The organism is Ekhidna sp., from assembly GCF_039960695.1.
GTDB lineage: Bacteria > Bacteroidota > Bacteroidia > Cytophagales > Cyclobacteriaceae > Ekhidna.
This window is the reverse complement of record NZ_JBDVKP010000017.1, coordinates 1-18,974: the sequence shown is the minus strand read 5'-3', so window position 1 is coordinate 18,974 and position 18,974 is coordinate 1. Positions and strand designations below refer to the sequence as shown.

The 18,974-nt window shown below is 39.3% G+C and carries 5 protein-coding genes; 3 read left to right on the top strand and 2 right to left on the bottom strand.

Features of this window, described 5'->3' with window-relative positions:
* Window positions 1-40: 40 nt before the first annotated feature.
* Window positions 41-3,295, bottom strand: coding sequence for a cyclic nucleotide-binding domain-containing protein (locus ABJG98_RS10120; protein WP_348279395.1), 3,255 nt, complete (start codon window positions 3,293-3,295; stop codon window positions 41-43).
* Between the two features lie 110 nt (window positions 3,296-3,405).
* Entirely contained in the window at window positions 3,406-4,248 is an 843-nt protein-coding gene (locus ABJG98_RS10115) for a porin family protein (protein ID WP_348279394.1), read from the bottom strand.
* 219 nt (window positions 4,249-4,467) lie between these two features.
* On the opposite strand from ABJG98_RS10115, the gene ABJG98_RS10110 reads away from it, so the two are divergent.
* The 3 genes from ABJG98_RS10110 to ABJG98_RS10100 form a co-directional block, all read left to right on the top strand.
* Complete coding sequence (locus ABJG98_RS10110) at window positions 4,468-6,270, top strand: type IX secretion system membrane protein PorP/SprF (RefSeq protein WP_348279393.1); 1,803 nt, start codon at window positions 4,468-4,470, stop codon at window positions 6,268-6,270.
* Window positions 6,270-9,638: an FG-GAP-like repeat-containing protein gene (locus ABJG98_RS10105; RefSeq protein ID WP_348279392.1), complete on the top strand. Its 3,369-nt coding sequence runs from the start codon at window positions 6,270-6,272 to the stop codon at window positions 9,636-9,638. The genes ABJG98_RS10110 and ABJG98_RS10105 overlap by 1 nt, the downstream gene beginning before the upstream one ends.
* A gap of 195 nt (window positions 9,639-9,833) precedes the next feature.
* The coding region (locus tag ABJG98_RS10100) for a LamG-like jellyroll fold domain-containing protein (protein WP_348279391.1) at window positions 9,834-18,974 on the top strand (9,141 nt) is incomplete at its 3' end.

The window sequence follows — 18,974 nt, the reverse complement described above, 5'->3', positions numbered from 1 at the left end:
CTCAATTTTTTAAACTCTTCAAAGGGCGTTCATCGAAATGTTAGCCAAATAAAACATCTACAATCTCTTGTTCTTCTTGATCAATTACTCCGTTCATAATGTCTATCCAACAGTCTAAAATTTCAATATGCTTGGACATTAAATTGAGTAACTCCTCTTTTCTCATCATCAACAAAGTACATTCTGTCCTGGCTAAAGCCGTAAAGGTAAATGTATCTGTCTCGGTCATATTCTTTTCACCAAATACACCACCCTTTTCTCTTTCAGCAACTTTATGATCTCCCTCATAGATATCAATTGCTCCCTCCAATACAATGTACATTGGCTCCATTCCACTGTCTCCTTCTCGAATTATCGTTGAGCCAAGTTTGACTCTTATTTCTTCCAAACTTTCCGCCATATATGTAATGAGCTCGCCTGGAATTCTTTTAAACATCTCGTTTTTCTTCAGCTCAATTACACGCTCTATAAGGAGAAGCTTTTGATGATACTCTTCATCTTCACTTCTGAATACCGGTGGGAGAATTGCCTTATCTAATTCCTTCTTTGTAACTGGCCTTAATCTCTTTGTATGCTCATGATATGATTCCTTGTTGATATTATACATCACAAAGGCTGCAGTCTGCAGAAGGAGTGAATCAGGATTGAACAAATTGGCAATCAAATCAGCTGTTACGTGGCTGCTCAATTGACTGAATCGAAACATTGCCAAAGCTTTTGTATACCTGTTAATTCGGTTATAGTCTCTGTTAATAATTTGGAGTAGTAAATCCTCGTAAGAGTCAAAATCTTCTGGAGGATAATGGTTTTGTAGTTTGGCCAACCTCTCTGGAACTTTTAGCTCATCAACTACCGGGATAAGTTTTGGTTTAAGTTCCTCTTCAACAAAAATATCCATCATTTCAACTGCAAAAGTTATGCTTTCTGATGTGCCATTTTGAATATTTTCTTTAGCTAATAATACGCTTTGAGGATCATAAATCATTCCTAGAAGCATAAAAATATTGTCGTAATTTTTAATGTCTTCTTCAACCATTGCTTCTTTAATTAAATGGTCAATCGGAGTTTCGTCTGGAATTTCTTGGGTTGACTTAATATTCCAGGCTATATCACCAATTTCACCTTCAACAGCAATTTTTATTCTGGCTGCTTGGAAATCCCGAGCTACGAATCCTATATAGCTTAATGAAAGAAGTAATTGTGAAACAATCTTTCTATCTGGGAAATCGATTTTTTTCCAAAGTAGCTCCGTAGCCCCTCGACCACCAATTCGACCTAAAACCTGAATGATACGAATCATCGTCGGATGATATTGGCCTGTTTTATAAAAAGCTGTATCAACAGTATGAAACGCTGCTTCTCCAGATGCTTTTAACGCAGACATTGCTACATTCCCATAAGTAGATAGGTGAAGGTTTTCAATTAAAATTGGCCACAGCTCTGGTCGTCTTACCTTACCAGCAGAAATCATTGCAGCAGAACGTACGCTTGGATTAATATCTCTTAGCAGTTCTACTATGAAAGCAATGTGACGATCTTCGGTAACCTTTGCTAGTAATTTCGCAGCTCTTTCTCGATCAGTTGCCTCGGTTGATCTAACTAGCTCTTTAATGGCAACATCGGTCAAGTTAAAATCAGCAGCATCCTGCAACTTTTTATAACAAACCTTTGCAACATTTAGTACGTCATCATTCCCTTCTGTTTTTATGTCCTTTTCAACAATTTCAATTGCTTCCCAGCACAATCTATCTCCGAGCTTTTGATAAGCAAAGCTTCTTAATATTGGAGAGCGATGATTAAGTAAATCCAATAATGCAAACTCAAATTCTATTGGCTCCAGTTTTTCAAAAAGTTTAAGAGCATTTAATATTCTTTCAACATCTTTAGAACTCGATTCTTCTTTTAGAATATTAAGCGTATTGTTTTCATTGCGTTTACCTTCACCTTCCAGGCTTGCTTTTTGCTTTTCTAATGTTTTCTTTAAGGTCTTTTTATATTCTTCAAACAGCTTACCAGAGAGATAAATAATTCCACCTGCAAGTGCTAGGATAAAATATGAATAATGAATCAGCTTAAAGAAGACTAATAGACCAAGTGCCATTTGTGCAGCACCCGCTACGAATACTGCAATTTCATTTACAACACCTTCAATTCGTGTCTGAATATCAAATCTAATCTTGATATCAAGCGGTAGGAAAAATAGCTTAAAAGCAGGATTCTCTAATGCGTCTTTTAGTGCAGCCGTAAATAATTTACCGACCGCAGTAAGTACGAAGAACATGATGAATTCATTTGACTTAGTCTCATAACCAAAAATATGTCCAACTATAATAGCACCAAGAGTAAATAAGATTAAGATTAACGGCATTGTCATCAAAGCCACTTTCAATCCAAATTTCCCAATTATTATATCATTTATGAAACTTTGTATTAAGAATGAAACTACAATAACTGTCCCTGAAAAGAAGGACAGGAAGTTAGCTAAATCTTTCTCATCAGGGTACATTGTTTCTGTTGCACTTAAAAAAGTGAAATCAACAAAAACAGCTGCTCCCATAGAAAAAATCAAGAAAATCGAAAGAAGTCTTAAGTATTTATCTTTCATTAAGGAGAAAAAATTTACTTTCTCAACCTTTTCTCCCTCCAAGACTTTTGTTGCCTTATTAAGATTGTAGTTGATAACTAGCAAAAGCGTGAAAATGAAAACGCCGAATGCTGCAATCCCTGATACGAAAAGAAGATCATAAGTTGCATTAATGATGTATGTGGTTAGAACCGGAATACTAAAAAAAGCAATCATGGTAGCCATCAATTGCCCAGTATCTATACCTCCAATTATTCGTTTGCTGGCACGTAAATCAAAAACCCGACCAAATACACCCCAAAAACCAAGGAGGGTAATTGATGTAACTGGTCCAATCATTACAAAGAGTATGAATGGCAATAATTGAAATTGGCCTGAAATGCTGGCATCATAGCCAATAAACTCAAAAGCAACCCTTAACCCTCCAATGAAAATCAGAATTAGAAAGGTTGTAGATAGGACTAATGTGGAAAAATTGATTCTCCTCTGAAGGTAAACAAAAAGGGCCGTGGCAACTATACCTGCCGCACCAGCAGAAAAGAAAGCATCTGCTAAGTACTCATCACCCAATACACTTAAGAATAGGGTTTCAGCTCCAATTTGATAGGTTGCTAGGAGAATACCCATGAAAAATCCCTTCCCAAGTAAAAGCAACATTTGCTTTTCTTCTCCTTGCTCTCCACCTAAGAATTTTAAGAATGCTTTAACCACAGTGAGTTGATTTTACAGGCTAGATTGTTAAGTTAGATATTTACCTGTAATTGTAGGAATAAATCAATAAAAGACCGTGGTATAATACAATTTAACTTGAAATAGTTAAATTATTTCTTCTTTTTATTACTTTCCTTACTGGTGCTTTTTCCTTTCCTCTTCAGTTCGCTGTTATATCCAAATAAGTAGGCTACTCCTACGGTCGCAATGTTATGATAGTATTCTAAATTTTCCCTGTAGTAATCCAAATCTCCAGAGGAACCTCTGATCAGATTTGTATCGTCGGGAGTATTTGATGCCATATTGCTATGAACCCATGTATATCTAAAGTCAAGCATCAATCTACTACCGGCAGCTAAATCGAAATAAACACCCCCTCCTAATGTTAGGCCAAATTGAAGTCTATTAGGCTTACTCACATAAGCAGTTGCGAAATCATCTGGTGATGCATTCTCAGAGTTGAATTTTATCTTGTACTCAACTGGAAGTGGATTCCCATCATCATCGGATACGGGTGGAAATTCCTCAAAAGCATCGAGATCATGCACACCTTTTCCGCCTACCCAATAACTAAGTCTTGGGCCGCCATTAACAAAGTAGTGAAATGGAACTTTACCAAGAGTCACTCGGAGCATGACTGGGACTGATATAAAATGATTAGTCATATTGGAATAAACAGACTCCCCATCAGACCCCTTATCCCTCAAGGTTTTTCCAATTCGTTCATACACCAATTCACCATATACAGAGTATCTATCTGTAGCCGAGTAGCTGAGAGCTACTCCAAACTGGATATTAACATTTGCATCTACATTAAAGGAATCTCTTTCATAGGTCTTATCTTGATAAACATGATCAATGTAGCTTACGCCAACCTTTGGTCCAAACCAATATTGTCCATAAGATATTGATGGAAAAATTGCTACAATAAGAATTGCTAGTAATGACTTCATAGATAAAACAACTCAATAGGAACGTAATAATACATAATCAGAGGCAGTACATCTATTTAAACAATGTATTTTCTTCTAGTATTCGATAATTTAATCTTCTACCAGGATCAGTTATAGTTCAGATATTTGTTACGGGTATTACAAAATGCAATAAATTCTCTAATTTAGGGTTTAGATCAAAGAAATCATCAATATTTGAAACGATTAACTCTCTCCAGGATGGTTTGTATAAACAGAGTAATAAGAACGTCTTTAGTCAGTTTCCTTATTCTCTCATTTCTCTCCGTAAAAGCTCAGCAGCCACAGGTCTACAACCAATTTTTTATGAATCCTTATATGTACAATCCCGCATATGCGGGTGTAGAAGGACACGCTGCAGTATTTGTGATGTATAGAGATCAATGGACAAATGTGGAAGGAGCACCACAGATATCCCACGTTAGCTTTCATGTTCCATTAGAAGGTGGAATTTCTGTAGGTGGAGCAGCTTTCAATGTAACCCAAGGTCTACTCTCAACATCTGCAATTAAAGGATCTGCTTCATATCTCATAAACATTGACCGTACACACTTTCTAAGGTTTGGAATGTCATTAGGAGCTGGCATAAATTCTGTAAACATTACAGAATTCGATTCCCCCGGCGATGTAGCATTTGAAAACTTCCTAGATCAGTCAACATTCTTCATTGGTGATGTTGGTGTTGCTTACCACTTTGGTCATTTTAATGTTGGTATATCCTTACCAAACTTATTTAGCTACAATCCTATAACGCAAAAGGAAGTAGCTGACATTGAATTCTCGCCAACAGACAATGCAATCTTTAAAATGAATTATAGAGGACATATTAATGATGATTTTGCTTTCGAACCACACATTATATATAGATACAGCAATGTGATTCCTCACCAATATGAAGGTGTTATGATTGCTCACCTCTATCACATCGTTTGGATAGGTGCATCATACCGCCAAGATGCCGGGATTATTGGGTTGGCTGGAGCAAAGATTAAGGAAAAATTCGCTGTAGGTTTTGCATATGAATTGGGCAATTCCAGTATTTCTTCAGAGCTGGGCCCCACACTTGAAGTTAATCTCGGATATCATCTTGGAACTAAGAAAGATCACGCTGAGCATGTTTCCTCATTTATCAAAAGTCACCGATTATCTGCTGAAGAAAGAGCAAGAAAAGCAGAACTTGAAAGACAAAAACAACTTGCTGCCTTGCAGCAAAGCCGAGCGACAGATCCAGCAGATGAGGATGCTTTATCAATAGCCTCACCTACCGTTCTGGACGAACCCGAAACAGAAGCTGAGGTACCTACTAAGCAAGCAGATGACTGGGATCATCAGGAAGAGCATGGTGAACTGACAAGAGTCAATCAGTTTGGTGAAGAGGAAACCGGAATTCGCCTGGAAAAACCAAATGCAGCTGGAGGAAAAAATGTAGTTATCAGCTGGGTACCAAAAGCCGATGCTTCGGGACTATCTGTGGCTGAAGACGGACATCTAGAAAGGACACTACCAGATGGATCTAAAGAAGTCGGCATTAAATATGAAAAAGTTAATCCAGATGGTAGTGTAGAACATCTCGTTAAGTGGGATAAAGCAATTAACGCTGTTCAAGCAGAAGCAATTGTCCAGAATCCAGAACTTACTGAAGAACATCATGATGAAGTTGCTAAAGGTGACCCAGAGCTGACACAGGATTTTAGAACGCATGATGAACTTGGAAAATCAGATGATCACGTAGTAACAAAACGTGGGGATCATTTACTTGAACTGCCTGTTGGAAATTATGTTATTGCAGGTGCCTTTGGAGTTTTTCAACATGCGGAAGACTACAGTGATGAATTATTCCTAATGGGATTTCATGATACTATCGTTGGTTATAATAGTGGTAGAGGTTATTATTATGTGGTTGTCAATGAGTCTAGTAGTTTAAGTCAGACTCGAGCAAAACGCGATGAATTTAGAAAAATACCAAAGCTTTCTAAGGCTTGGGTTCTTCAAGTGACTGAATGATGAGAAAGTTATTAATCATATTATTCTTTTGTCCAATATTTTTAATTGCACAAAAGCCTTTTATTAACAGCATTTCCCCTGGAAATGTAGAGTTTGGAGAAACAGTTACAATAACTGGATCAAATTTATCAGGAACACCGAGAGTTTTCTTTGGAAGTGTTGAAGCTTCTGCTGTCAACGTCATCTCAGATAACTTAATAGAAGCCACTGTCCCTTTCGGAGCTACACAATCCTCTATTTATGTTCTTAACAACAACCTGATAACACAATCAAGTCAACATTTTTTCATCAGCTTTGTTGGTTCTGACATCACTAATTATGACTCTGAATATGACGATATTGCCACCACCGAGCAGGCAGCTTCTGAAATCTGCTTATGTGACTTAGACTCTGACGGGAAGAATGATATTGTCATTGTTCATCTTATTGAAACTAATAGCAATGAAGTTGCTATTTTTAGAAATAACACTTCAGGAACAGGAGCATTAACGGGACCAACTGACTTTCAATTAGATCAAAAACTCAACAACAGTGTAAATCAAACAGGCTTTAATTCCGTCTACTGTGCAGATCTTGATAATGATGGCGATAAGGACTTGGCATTTACTTCTAATTTAGGTACAAATCCTAGAGATATTTATGTCTATGAGAATGTGAGTACCGTTGGTACAATTTCGCTAAACGAACTTAATATTACCCAACTTGTACTTCCAAACACGCAAGCTGGTGATCAAAGATCCCCAAGATCAATTCAGGCTGCAGATATGGATGGTGATGGAAAAGCAGACTTAGTGGTTGGTAATAATACTGATGCAACATTCCATGTCTTTAGAAATACAAGTTCCGGGAGTATCGCATTTGCAGCTGCCGCTGAAATTACAGCGAATGGTGAGCCTACAGGGATTCTGGAAGTAGCTGACTTTAATAATGATTCCTATTTAGATGTTGTAACACTTACATTTAGAGAAAGTAATAGCAGTATTCACTTCTTTAAAAACACGAGTGCAACGGGACAATTCAACTTCATCCATCAAGAGACGGTTACGAATAGCGGGCAAAACACGGATGTTACTGTTGGGGATTTAGACAATGATGGACTTAACGATGTTGTGGTAGCTAGTAATTTATCAGGTCTTCTTACTTTCTTCGAAAACCAAAGTTCAAATGGACAAATCATATTTGGAGGATCCAATAATATTTCGATAACTGGAACTAGCGCTACTGGGGTAAGTCTGGCAGACTTGAATGGGGATGGTTTATTAGATATTGCTACAGCAAATGGAGCCGGTAATATTTATGTATTTGAAAATACAACATCGGGTGCTATTTCCTTTGGTAATGAGCAAGTACTGCCAACGGCGAGTACGACTTCATACATCGTTACGGGAGATTTAAACTCAGATGCCAAAGCTGATTTGGCGTACACTCAAAATGTAGGTAGCAGTCAGATTGGTAATCTTGGTATTATTTTGAATAGAAACTGTGTTCAACCTCAGCTTTCACCTGCCCCTAATGAAGGCGGTGTTTTCTGCTCAAACCCTGAAACATTTACTCTCACAGCTACAGCATCACCAGGAGCTACCTATGATTGGACAGTATCGGGCAATACAAATGCAGGAGGCAATAGCTTTAGTACTGGAACTACCAATTCAGCTACGTTTGATTTAACATCTAATTCAACAACAACGATTCAAGTAACAATCAATCAAGATGCAACTTGTGCAGCGCAATCAGACACTGAAGTTTACACGATCGCAGCATCTGTTACTGGTAACCCAACAATTGACATTTCACAAGCCGGAGTCTTATGCGCTGGAGACAATGTAACATTAAGCACAACGCCTACTTTTGAAAACTATTTCTGGACACTCCCGGATGGATCAACACAAACTTCTTCAACAATTCAGTTAAATCCAGTCTCTACTTCTGATGCTGGGATTTATTCACTGCGTGTTCAAAATTCAGGAAGTTGTTCAAGTAGTGAAGTTTCCATCAATGTCGAAGTTAGTCAACCTCCACTATTGGAAATTCTAAACAACAACTTAGATGATTTTTGTATCGGCACTAATGTCTCCTTGGAAGTTCAAGATTTTACAGGTGATTTCACCTATGAATGGCAGCTAGAAGGTACTGACTTTGGCGCTGGAAATGTTGCTTCAATTTCTACCAACCAAGGGGGTAACTATACTGTTGAAGTTACTGATGTAAATACTTGTGTTACGGAAAGTGCGAGCTACACGATCAACTCAATTGCCTTACCTACATCTGTAGCAAATGGTCCTACAGAAACCTGTATTGATTTCCTTACATCATTTACTTCCGCATCTACTGGTCAAGGAAGTTTTACGTTGCAATATGAATGGATTGTAGAAGATGCTACTAATGCTGTTATTCATACTGCAACAACCCAAGACCTTGATTTTACCTTTCCCACAACAGGTGATTTTGATGTTATATTAAATACTAATTACGATCCATCTGAAGTTTATGCTGGGCCAAGCCCTACAGATTTATGTGTTAGTTCAGATCAGATCACCGTGACCGTTTCAGCTGCACCTTCAATGGCTTTCAATATATCTGATGGAGCTCAAAAATGTCAGGCTGAGACAATAAACATCAACTTAACAAGTCCTGTAAGTACCTCGATATCAACCCATTCATGGTCGCTACGCAATGCAGTTGCTTCCCCTAATGATACTTTAATATCAAACAATTTATCAACGAGTAGCAATATCGATCTCACTATTCCAATTGGAGTTGATTCAGTATATGCTATTTTGTCGATTACAACCACCATTGGTTGTGATGTGATTGACAGTGTCAAGGTCAGAAATTTTCCATCCAATGCAGACATCAGTTCTCCAGATGTGGATGCTTCAAGTGACCTAATTACATTGGAAGATGACAACTTTGTAAGACTAAGTGCTGATGGCTTAACAAATGTAAATTGGGAGCCTGTAGATATTTTTGATAATCCTACCGCAATAGATGTAACTGCTTTTCCTGATCAACCAAGTACAACTATCATAGTTACAGGAACAGATGATAACAATTGTACTGTATCAAGTCAGCTAACTCTGACACTAGACAACCTAAGACCCAAACGAACCTTCTCGCCAAACGGCGATGGATTGAATGACTGCTGGGAGATCCTTAATTCCTCTCAACCAAATACTGAAGGCTGCAAAATTTATGTGTTTGATGCAAGAGGAAAAAACATAAAAGTGGCAGATGCACCATTCACAAATAATTGTGTTTGGGATGGAAATTTCAATGGCTCACCTGTCCCAGAGGGGGTTTATTATTATGTCTTAAAATGTAACGATAACCAAATGAGTAAATCGGGTAGTATACTTCTAGCCCGTTGATCATTAAATCTTGCTATTTCAACCCTTAAAAGTGTTCGTTTGTCTAAAATTAGACTTTAAATATTTATATTATTTATTGATATAGTTCTGCTTTTGATTATAGGCTTAACTTTACCCTGACCCATTATATCTTTTGATTTTCAGAGGGTTTATCTAGATTGCTAGAGGGTTACATTACACCTATAAAGTGTATTTATGTCAGTATCCATTTCAACTAATACCATGAAAAGCTATTGGAAGTCATTACTTTTTATACTTGTTACTTTCACAACCACCTTTGTATCTGCTCAAGAAAATTGTGCAAATGGAATAGATGATGATGGTGACGGTCTCATTGACTGTTATGATGGTGAGTGTTCCGATGACGGTGCATGTGACGATTTCTTCTTTGGAAATACAGTTATTTGTGCGGATGATATTGACGTAACCACATTTGCCGTTCGTGAGCAATGGGGTTCTGCGGATGAAACAGCCACTAGTCATGTCACTCCTGCCATAGGAGATCTTGATGGGAATGGAATACCTGAAGTGGTTTCAATAAATAACTATGGTTCATTAGATCTTTTTGTATTGAATGGTGCGACAGGCGCTACAATAGCGTCCATTGATATAGGATTTACTCCTGAAAATGCTCCAATTGTGGCAAGGATTGATGGTGATGAAATTGGTGACATTATAGTATCTCAAAATAAGGGAGATGATCTTGCCATGTACAACGTAGATATCTCTACAGGTACTTTAACTCAAATTTGGCGAGAGCGAGCATCAGTTAACCAACCTATTGGTCTTCCTGGTGTTGCAGATTTTGATGAAGATGGTGATGTCGAAATCTATTACAGAAATGAAATCATGGATGCCCTTACTGGAACAGTTATCATTGCTGGAGACGGTAACTGGGAACAAGATTACACACATGGATCACTTGCCATAGATGTTTTACCAGATGCTGCCTGTGCAGATTGTGCTGGACTTGAGCTTGTTTCCGGAAATGAAATTTGGGCAATAAACGAATCCACTGGAACGCGGACTTTAATTGAAGACATGGATGACGACATTCATGATGACATAGATCCAACATTAAACTACTATCCGAAGTATTATTCAAGTTGGGATGATCAATGGTCGACAGTCTCTGCGGCTGACTACAATTTGGATGGGAATATTGATTTAATTATGTCTGGTGCCCTTGGTACATCCAGTGAAAAGTATAATGGCGAAACAACCATATTTTTCTGGGATGTAGCCAATCAAAATGTGATTACATATCATGATCCTACAAACAATTTTGTAAGAGGTCCTGGTAGAGTAAATATTGGAGATGTAGACGGGGATGGACAAATGAATGCCAATTTTGTGATGAATCAAAAATTGTATTCCCTGGATGAAAACTTTAACATCCACTGGATACATCCAATTAAAGAAGGTTCTTCAGGTTTTACAGGATGCTCATTATTTGATTTTGATGGAGATGGAGCTGTGGAAGTTGTTTATAGAAGTGAAGAATCGTTACTTATTATAGATGGCGTTGGTAATGGAGATAATACTACCAGTGAAAGAAGAGAGATAGCTTGTGTTTCCAGAACACAGGAAGAATATCCGGTGATTGCCGATGTTGATGGTGATGGGAGTAGTGAGATTTGCGTTTCATGTTACACCAACAACTCAACCCCATTTAGCCCATATAGCAATACAAGATATTCACAAATAAGAGTATATGAGTCAGATGGAGAGGCATGGATGCCAGCTCGAGGCGTTTGGAACCAGCATGCATATTATAATGTAAACATCAATGATGATCTAACAATTCCATTAGAAGTGCAAGATCATTCCGTGATTTTTTCTTTGGCTGGTTCTTGTGAATACTCCGATGGAACAACAATACCATTTGATAATAGACCTCTAAACACTTTTCTAAACCAAGCGCCAATTCTAAATGAGGAAGGGTGTGTTGAATTTGCATCACCAGATATTGATTTTGTTGGAATACTTTCAGCAACCGATGCGCAATGCCCTGACGCTGAGATTACAGTTGAATTTGAGATAACCAATATTGGAGATGTCGATATTTCTGGAAACCTACCAGTTTCATATTACTACAATGACCCTACAACATCTGCTGGAATTCTCCTAGATACAGAAGTTACTCTTCTAGAAAACTTTGAAGTAAATGAAACACTAACTATATCTCAAACCATAACAGGAGTTGGAGGAGATTTTGAACTCTTTGTTGTGATAAATGATAACGGGGGTACTCCACCTTTGACGGTGCCTTTACCAACCGCAACTATTCCAGAATGCGAAACAGGAAACAACATACAAAGCACATTGGTTGGCTTTCAAACTTTTGATTTAAGTGTTGAAAAAATCTTTGATAATAGAAAATGTGCCGACAGCTATTTGGATGAATTCAGCAACACTATTATTGTCCCTGATAACGGAGAAGCCAGAGCATACTATTTTGGACCAACCCCTGGGTCAAATGAGACCTTTTGGGTTGAGAATTTTGAAGATCGAAGCAATGGTGCCCAATCTGATACTGATGATACAGGATGGACATCTGATCCAGGGACCGAGGGACCAAGTTTTTATGGTGTCTCTAGCTACAACGGATCAAAAATGTTTCATGCTCGAAATACGGGCACCTCTTTTGACGCCGGCATTGTAACATGGACTTCTGAAGATATTGATATTTCAGACTATACAGACGTGAATGTTAGTCTGGATATTTTCGAAAATGGGAATCAGGAAAGTTCTGGAGAATGGCGCGACTTTGTTAGAGTTTCATATGAACTGAGAGATAATTCTAATGCAGTCTCCGAAAGTGGACAATTTGTCAATGGATTTCAAGTTGGTGACTTTACATATGCCCAAGCGTTCCTTGCTAACTTAAGTAGTGATGGCTTAGATTCATTGTTAATTATTACGGTAGAAATTCATAACACATCTAGTTCAGAAAATCATTATATAGATAATATCTCCATTAATGGAACTGGGCCTGATATTTTAGGAGAATTTACCGAACCAGATGGCTTCAATTTTGCCTGGTTTGCAACAAGTGACACAGATTTTAGTGATACGCTAAGTTCTTCAAGCACGTTTGCTCAAATGCCAGATGGCACTTACAATGTCGTAGGTTTTTATGAAACCACTCAATGCTATTCAGATACTGTTCAGGTAGAAATATTACGAACTACACCTGTCGTATATGTTTGGGCGTATGAGATAAGTCCATTGACACAGTGTGATACTCCAGATGGTTCAGTTGGCGCCTTTGTGTACACCCAAACCCAACTGGGGACTTTCCCAGCTAACGATACAGACAACATTCCTTTGGACACTCTTTTGGTAGCGGATGGTTATCAGTTTAATTGGAGAGATAATGATGACATTACAAACACGGTATTCGCCACCGGTAATGTCATTCAAAATTTATTGGCAAAAGAGTTCGCTGTTGATGTTATTGACCTACAAACAAGGTGTACCAACACTGCATTGGTTGAGGTTTCCACCAATACAGAAGCAGTTAATGATCCAACAGTAGCTATCACTGACATAACTACTTGTGGTGGCACAGGTGAAGTATCTGCAGATGTTGATGGAAATACTGCAGACTATACTTTTGAATGGTTTGATGGGAATGGAGTAAAACCTGCAGTAGACTTTACTGGCGCTGTTTATACCGTTTCAGATCCTGGCTCATATACAGTAAGAGCCACTTCAAATGCATCAAGTTGTCCTTCAAATCCAGTTACAGTTGTCGTTAACGACCTCTCAAATGCTCCTACACCTTCAGTTATGGCTACTGCAACAAATACTAGTTGTGATGCCGTAGGGAATGGAGCCGCAATTGCGGATGGAGATGGTGCGGGTACTACAGCAGGATACAATTTCACCTGGTTCAAGGGGAACAATACCCTACCTGCCAACGAAATGCCAGCAGCTCTTGCGGGTTCCGCATATGGTGCAGGTGATTATGAATTAACAGGACTCACTGGTGGTGATTACACATTAATTGTGGAAGATGCAGGAACTTTATGTACAGATACTGTAACAGTAAATGTCGCTAACAATATCGTAATACCAACCTACAATTTCTTAACGCCAATCAATTCAGGTAATGCATTACATGTTTTTGACAAGTCCTACATTAGGATACCACAATTACTCTCATCAGAATCCGCTGTTACAGTTTCCTTCTGGGTTGAGCTTAGTGCTGATAACTATGCTAACAATCACGCATTCTTTTCGGCAGGTAATAATGCCGAAACAGTCATGGGACTCTGGGCAGATGAAACAGAAGGTATTTCAGCCACCATTACAACGGATGCCGGTGTGGCATCTGCATTTTCTAATTTCTCTCCTGTAGGTTGGGTCAATGTAGCTTTCACGTGGGATGAAGCAACTAATCTATTGCAGTTATATATTGATGGTGTGAAGATTAGTGAAGTCTCTCATCCTGGACCTCATGGTGCCGGATTAGATAATGGAGGTGTTGATATGTACTTTGCAAGAGATGGTAACCTCGGAGCAAATAAGTTCGAGGGAAATGTAGATGAATTCAGGGTTTATCACAGAGCCATCCCTGAAAATGAAATCCTGGCGGCCGTCTGTGATCCTACCAGCGCAGCTAACAGTCCAGAAGTATACTATGATTTCAACACTGAAACCCTAACCGGTGATGGAGATCCAATTATTGATCAAAGTGGAAACGGAATTGATGGAGAGATACACTTACAAGCAGGATCAACTGTTAGTTTTCTTGCTGCCGACTATGATTGTCCTCTTGCTGATGTAATCAATAATACCAGCTGTGATCCTGGTAATCCGAATGGTGAAATCGACATGACGGATAAAGTAGATCCTATTGGAGCAAATTATTCTTATTCTCTCTATACAGGATATACAACTACTGGGACCCCATCTGTAAACATGACCGGAGTTTTTAGTGGACTTTCCGATGGCTTTTATACAATGGTAGTTACAGATTTAGATTCTGATTGTGAAACAGATCCATTAAATCTTTCTATTGCCGCAGCACCAGATAACCCGATCATATCCACTACCCCATTTGATAACACTTATTGCGTAAATGGTGACGGATCAATCTTTGTAACTAGTCAAGTTGGTTCTGCCGAACCAACCTCATACACCTATGAAATATTTGATGGAGCAAGTTTTGCAACTCAAATAGGTACAATTAATATTCCTGACGGATCAGTTGGCCACACATTCAATAGTTTATCTGGAGGTACTTATAGAATTCGAGTTACTAATGATGATACTGGATGTACAAGCTATGTTGATGAAGTTGTAAACACCACGACTGTTACTCCTCTATTTAGTACACCTAATGTCATTGACAACACAGCATGTAGCACTCCAAATGGTTTCGTCACCGTCGGCATTCAAGGAGGATCAATTTCTGATTATCTTTTCACTTGGTATGATGGCGATGATTCCAGTGATCCAGTTCTTGTAAACAATGTGCTGGGTGAAAATTTCCTCAATGGAATTGATGGAGATCCTGCAGGAAGACCTTATACTGTTGTTGCCGTTGACGCTGTTACAGGATGTCCAACTGCAGAATTAACTATTGATGTTTATGATAATCCAATTACTCCCGATGTTGTAATTGTTGAGGAAAATGCAGACACTTCATGCGGTGTTGGAAATGGCTCTCTAAGGGCATATGTAACTTCAGATCCGGACCTACCAGCATGTTCAGAATGTGTTACGAACTACACTTTCGTATGGTCATACAATGGTGTTGGGCCGATTGCTGAAAATGATAACTTAGGTAACAATTCGGATGCTACACTTTCAGGCACAAACAATAATATCATATCAGGCCTAAGTGCTGATTTAAATAACTATTCTGTAGTTGCCACCCATAACAATTTAGGTTGTTCAGGTTCAGAATCTCACATTCTTAGTGAAAATGAAACTATCCCAACTGTAACTCTTGATACCGATCAGGATAATTCGTTTTGTACGCCAGCGGATTACGATGGCTCAATAACAGTTCAAGTTGACGACAATGGAGTTGTTTCCAATTTCACCGGTTATACTTTTACTTGGTATAATGGTGCTGGAGCTTCCAAAACATTAAATGCTACATCAACCAACCAGACTTTAAACAACTTAAATCAAGGAAGCTATTCTGTTACTGTACAGACACCAAGCGGGTGTACTTCAGATACAGTAATATTTAATATTGTTGATGTTTTGCCTACTCTTGGTGCTGGTCAATCAGGCCTCACTGGAAACTCTGTCTGTGATCCGACTGCAAACGACCCGGGTAATCCCGATGCCAATGGTGCGGTAACACTCACTCCGACGGGTGGAACAGGTGCCGGAACTTTCGCTTTCGCTCTGGAAACGTCCGGAGGTACTCCTATCGACAATACAGGTGCCACGGGTGGATTCACCGATGTGAACTTTACCAATGCTGCGGTAACTACCACTACAGTCGCTGGACTGCCGATTGGTAACTACGTGATGACCATCACAGATGAAAACTCCGGTTGTTCCATCGATCACCCTTTTGCTATTGTAGATGCGACCGTTGACCCTACCCTCGATGTAGCTACCATCAATGCAAATACAACTGATAATACTTCATGTGTCGCCGGCAACTTCACCGGTACGGCCACCGTCGCTTTAGCAGACATCACAGGAGCTGGTGCAGCGCTCTCTGATTACAGCTTCTTCTGGGCTACAGCAGCTGATCCAGCCACACTAATCGATGATGATGAAGTCCTTGATGATGACATCTCTGCTAACACAGGCGTTGAAGATGGGGATTATGTCCTTATCGTTACCGACCTCATCACTGGTTGTACTTCTGCTACTGCCAATGTAACTATAGGAGTTAATCTACCTAGCATTACTCCGACAACACAGTTACTTCAAGATAATTTTAGCTGCGATGTTGGAAATCCAATTGGAAGCGCAACATTAACTGTGGCTGAGGGTGCTAATACAAACTATTCATTTGAATGGTATGTTGGCACTAGCCCATCGGGTACTCCGTTTGATACAGATGATCAAATAGATAATCAATTGCACGGCACGTATACAGTGCTGGTTACTGACAATGCCACATTATGCACAACAACAGCGCAAGTTGTAATTGGAGAGTTTGAACCAAGTTTAACAGTAGGAGCATCGTCAAGTGTTGATCATACTGATTGTTACCCTTCCAATGGTCAAGTTTCTGTAACGCCAACCTTGACCTTCAACCCTGCTGGACCACCAACTGGAGTTAGTTCAACTTTTACTTATCAATGGTATTTTGGTACAAGTGCTACTGTAGGAAATGAATTGCTTGAAGGCGTTGATCCTGGTAACTTATCCAATCCTACAAATGTTAATACAAACACAGTAACAGGGTTATCCGCTGGAAGTTATACGGTTGTGATTTCTGAGACTCAAACTAATTGTGTCAGCGCAATTGAGACTATAACTATAACTGATGAAGTTTCACCATATAAACCAACTATCTCATTTACTAAAGATATTATTCCAAGTAGCTGTGATGGTGATAATGGAAGAATCACTGCAGAAATTACAGCGCTTGGTGCTGGAGCTCCAAATGGTGCTGGCGGTGGATTGAACTTTACTTTTGAATGGTATGAGGGAGCTCAAGATTACGCGACGCTAGAAACAACAGGATCAGCCGCGGTTCTGCTCACAGGTGATTTTCTTATTGCAAATCCATCTCCAGGCAACTCCGTGATTGCAACCAACAATGGTGATACAAATGTTGGTGGCACCACCACTCTAGACCAAATTGTTTCAGGATTGTATACTGTTGTAATGGTCGATCAAGCTACTGGTTGTAGATACTTTGAGACAATTGACCTTGGTTTCTCTGGTCAGCAAGTAACCACTACATTAACTATTGATAACGTTACAGAATGCCCTGATAATGGCACTGCAAGAGTTGGTTTATCAGATAACATTATTCTTACCGTAAGTGCACAGTCTGGCCAATTTACGGTTGAAGAAGCATTTACTGCTGCGCCAAGCGGAGCGTTCGGGGTAATTGGTGCTGATCAATTTGCAGGAGAAGTTCAAGTCACTCTTGGCTCGGGATCGCCAGCTCTAGCTGTTTCGGACGTCATTACAGAAACTTCAACTGGTGAAACGGCAACTATTGATGCTATTAATAATGTTGGTTTTGCGACAGGACTAAATGAGTTTGATGATATTTCGCAATATGTTGTTTACCTCTACTCAGGATCAGGAGTTCCTGCAGATAGGTTTGCTGCATATACTTTCGAAGGAAGAGTTTTCCCTTATTCATATAACCCTGCAACCGGAGCAATTTTGGATGGAAACGGAGATCCGTTAGCAAGTAGTCCTGGCCCCGTTCTAAATGCTGGTGACGAGGCTGAATTCCCAGAACTACCTGCAGGTGACTATGTTGCAATAGCTCAAGAGATAAATAACCCTGCTTTTAATCCTGGATCAACATCTAACTGTTGGACAGCAGCATCTATTGATGAAGAAATTCTTGATTTGGCTTATGAGCCAATATTGCAAAGTAATGCTGTTACAAACAATACAAATTGTGATATAACTGCAGGAAACGGAGCTCTATCTTTAACAGTGATTGAAGACCCTTCAGAAAACAGCAACCCACCAATTAATCAACAACCAAATGGATACAGATTTACTTGGGTAAGAGATGCAGACGTATTTACTGTTTTAACAGAAGATATCTTAACTGAAACTGCAACCTCTAACCCAACTAATTTAAACCCGGGTGATTATACCGTTACAGTTCAAAGACTCGGTGCTGCTGGCCCGGCACCTAATAATTGTGAAGTTTCAACCACTCTCACTGTTGGGCATAATCCAGAACAACATGAAATAACTAACGCAACTATTGCTCCCAATCAAGATTGTAATCCACTGGATGGATCAATTATTATTAATGATGCTGACATCACAGATAATACCGCTGATTATCAATTCACTTGGTACACCACTTACATAGATCCCGGTAACGGCGGAAATGTTCTTTTAGGTGACGCATTTGTAGATGGTGCGAATAATGGCGACTTAGGAGCTAACAGTGTTTCTGGCCTTTCAGCTGGCACATATTTCGTTGAAGCTACACATGCTGCGAAAACCTGTGAAACACCTGTTTTTTCAGTTGAAGTTGAAGATCAGACGGTAACACCTACTTTCAATGTCGCTCAGACTGCTCAGGATATCGTATGTGACGATGCTACATTCACTCCTACCGGACAAGCTACACTGACCATAACCAATGGCTCTGCTGCACCAGCCGATTATACCATCAGCTGGTTTGAAGATGCTGCTGAA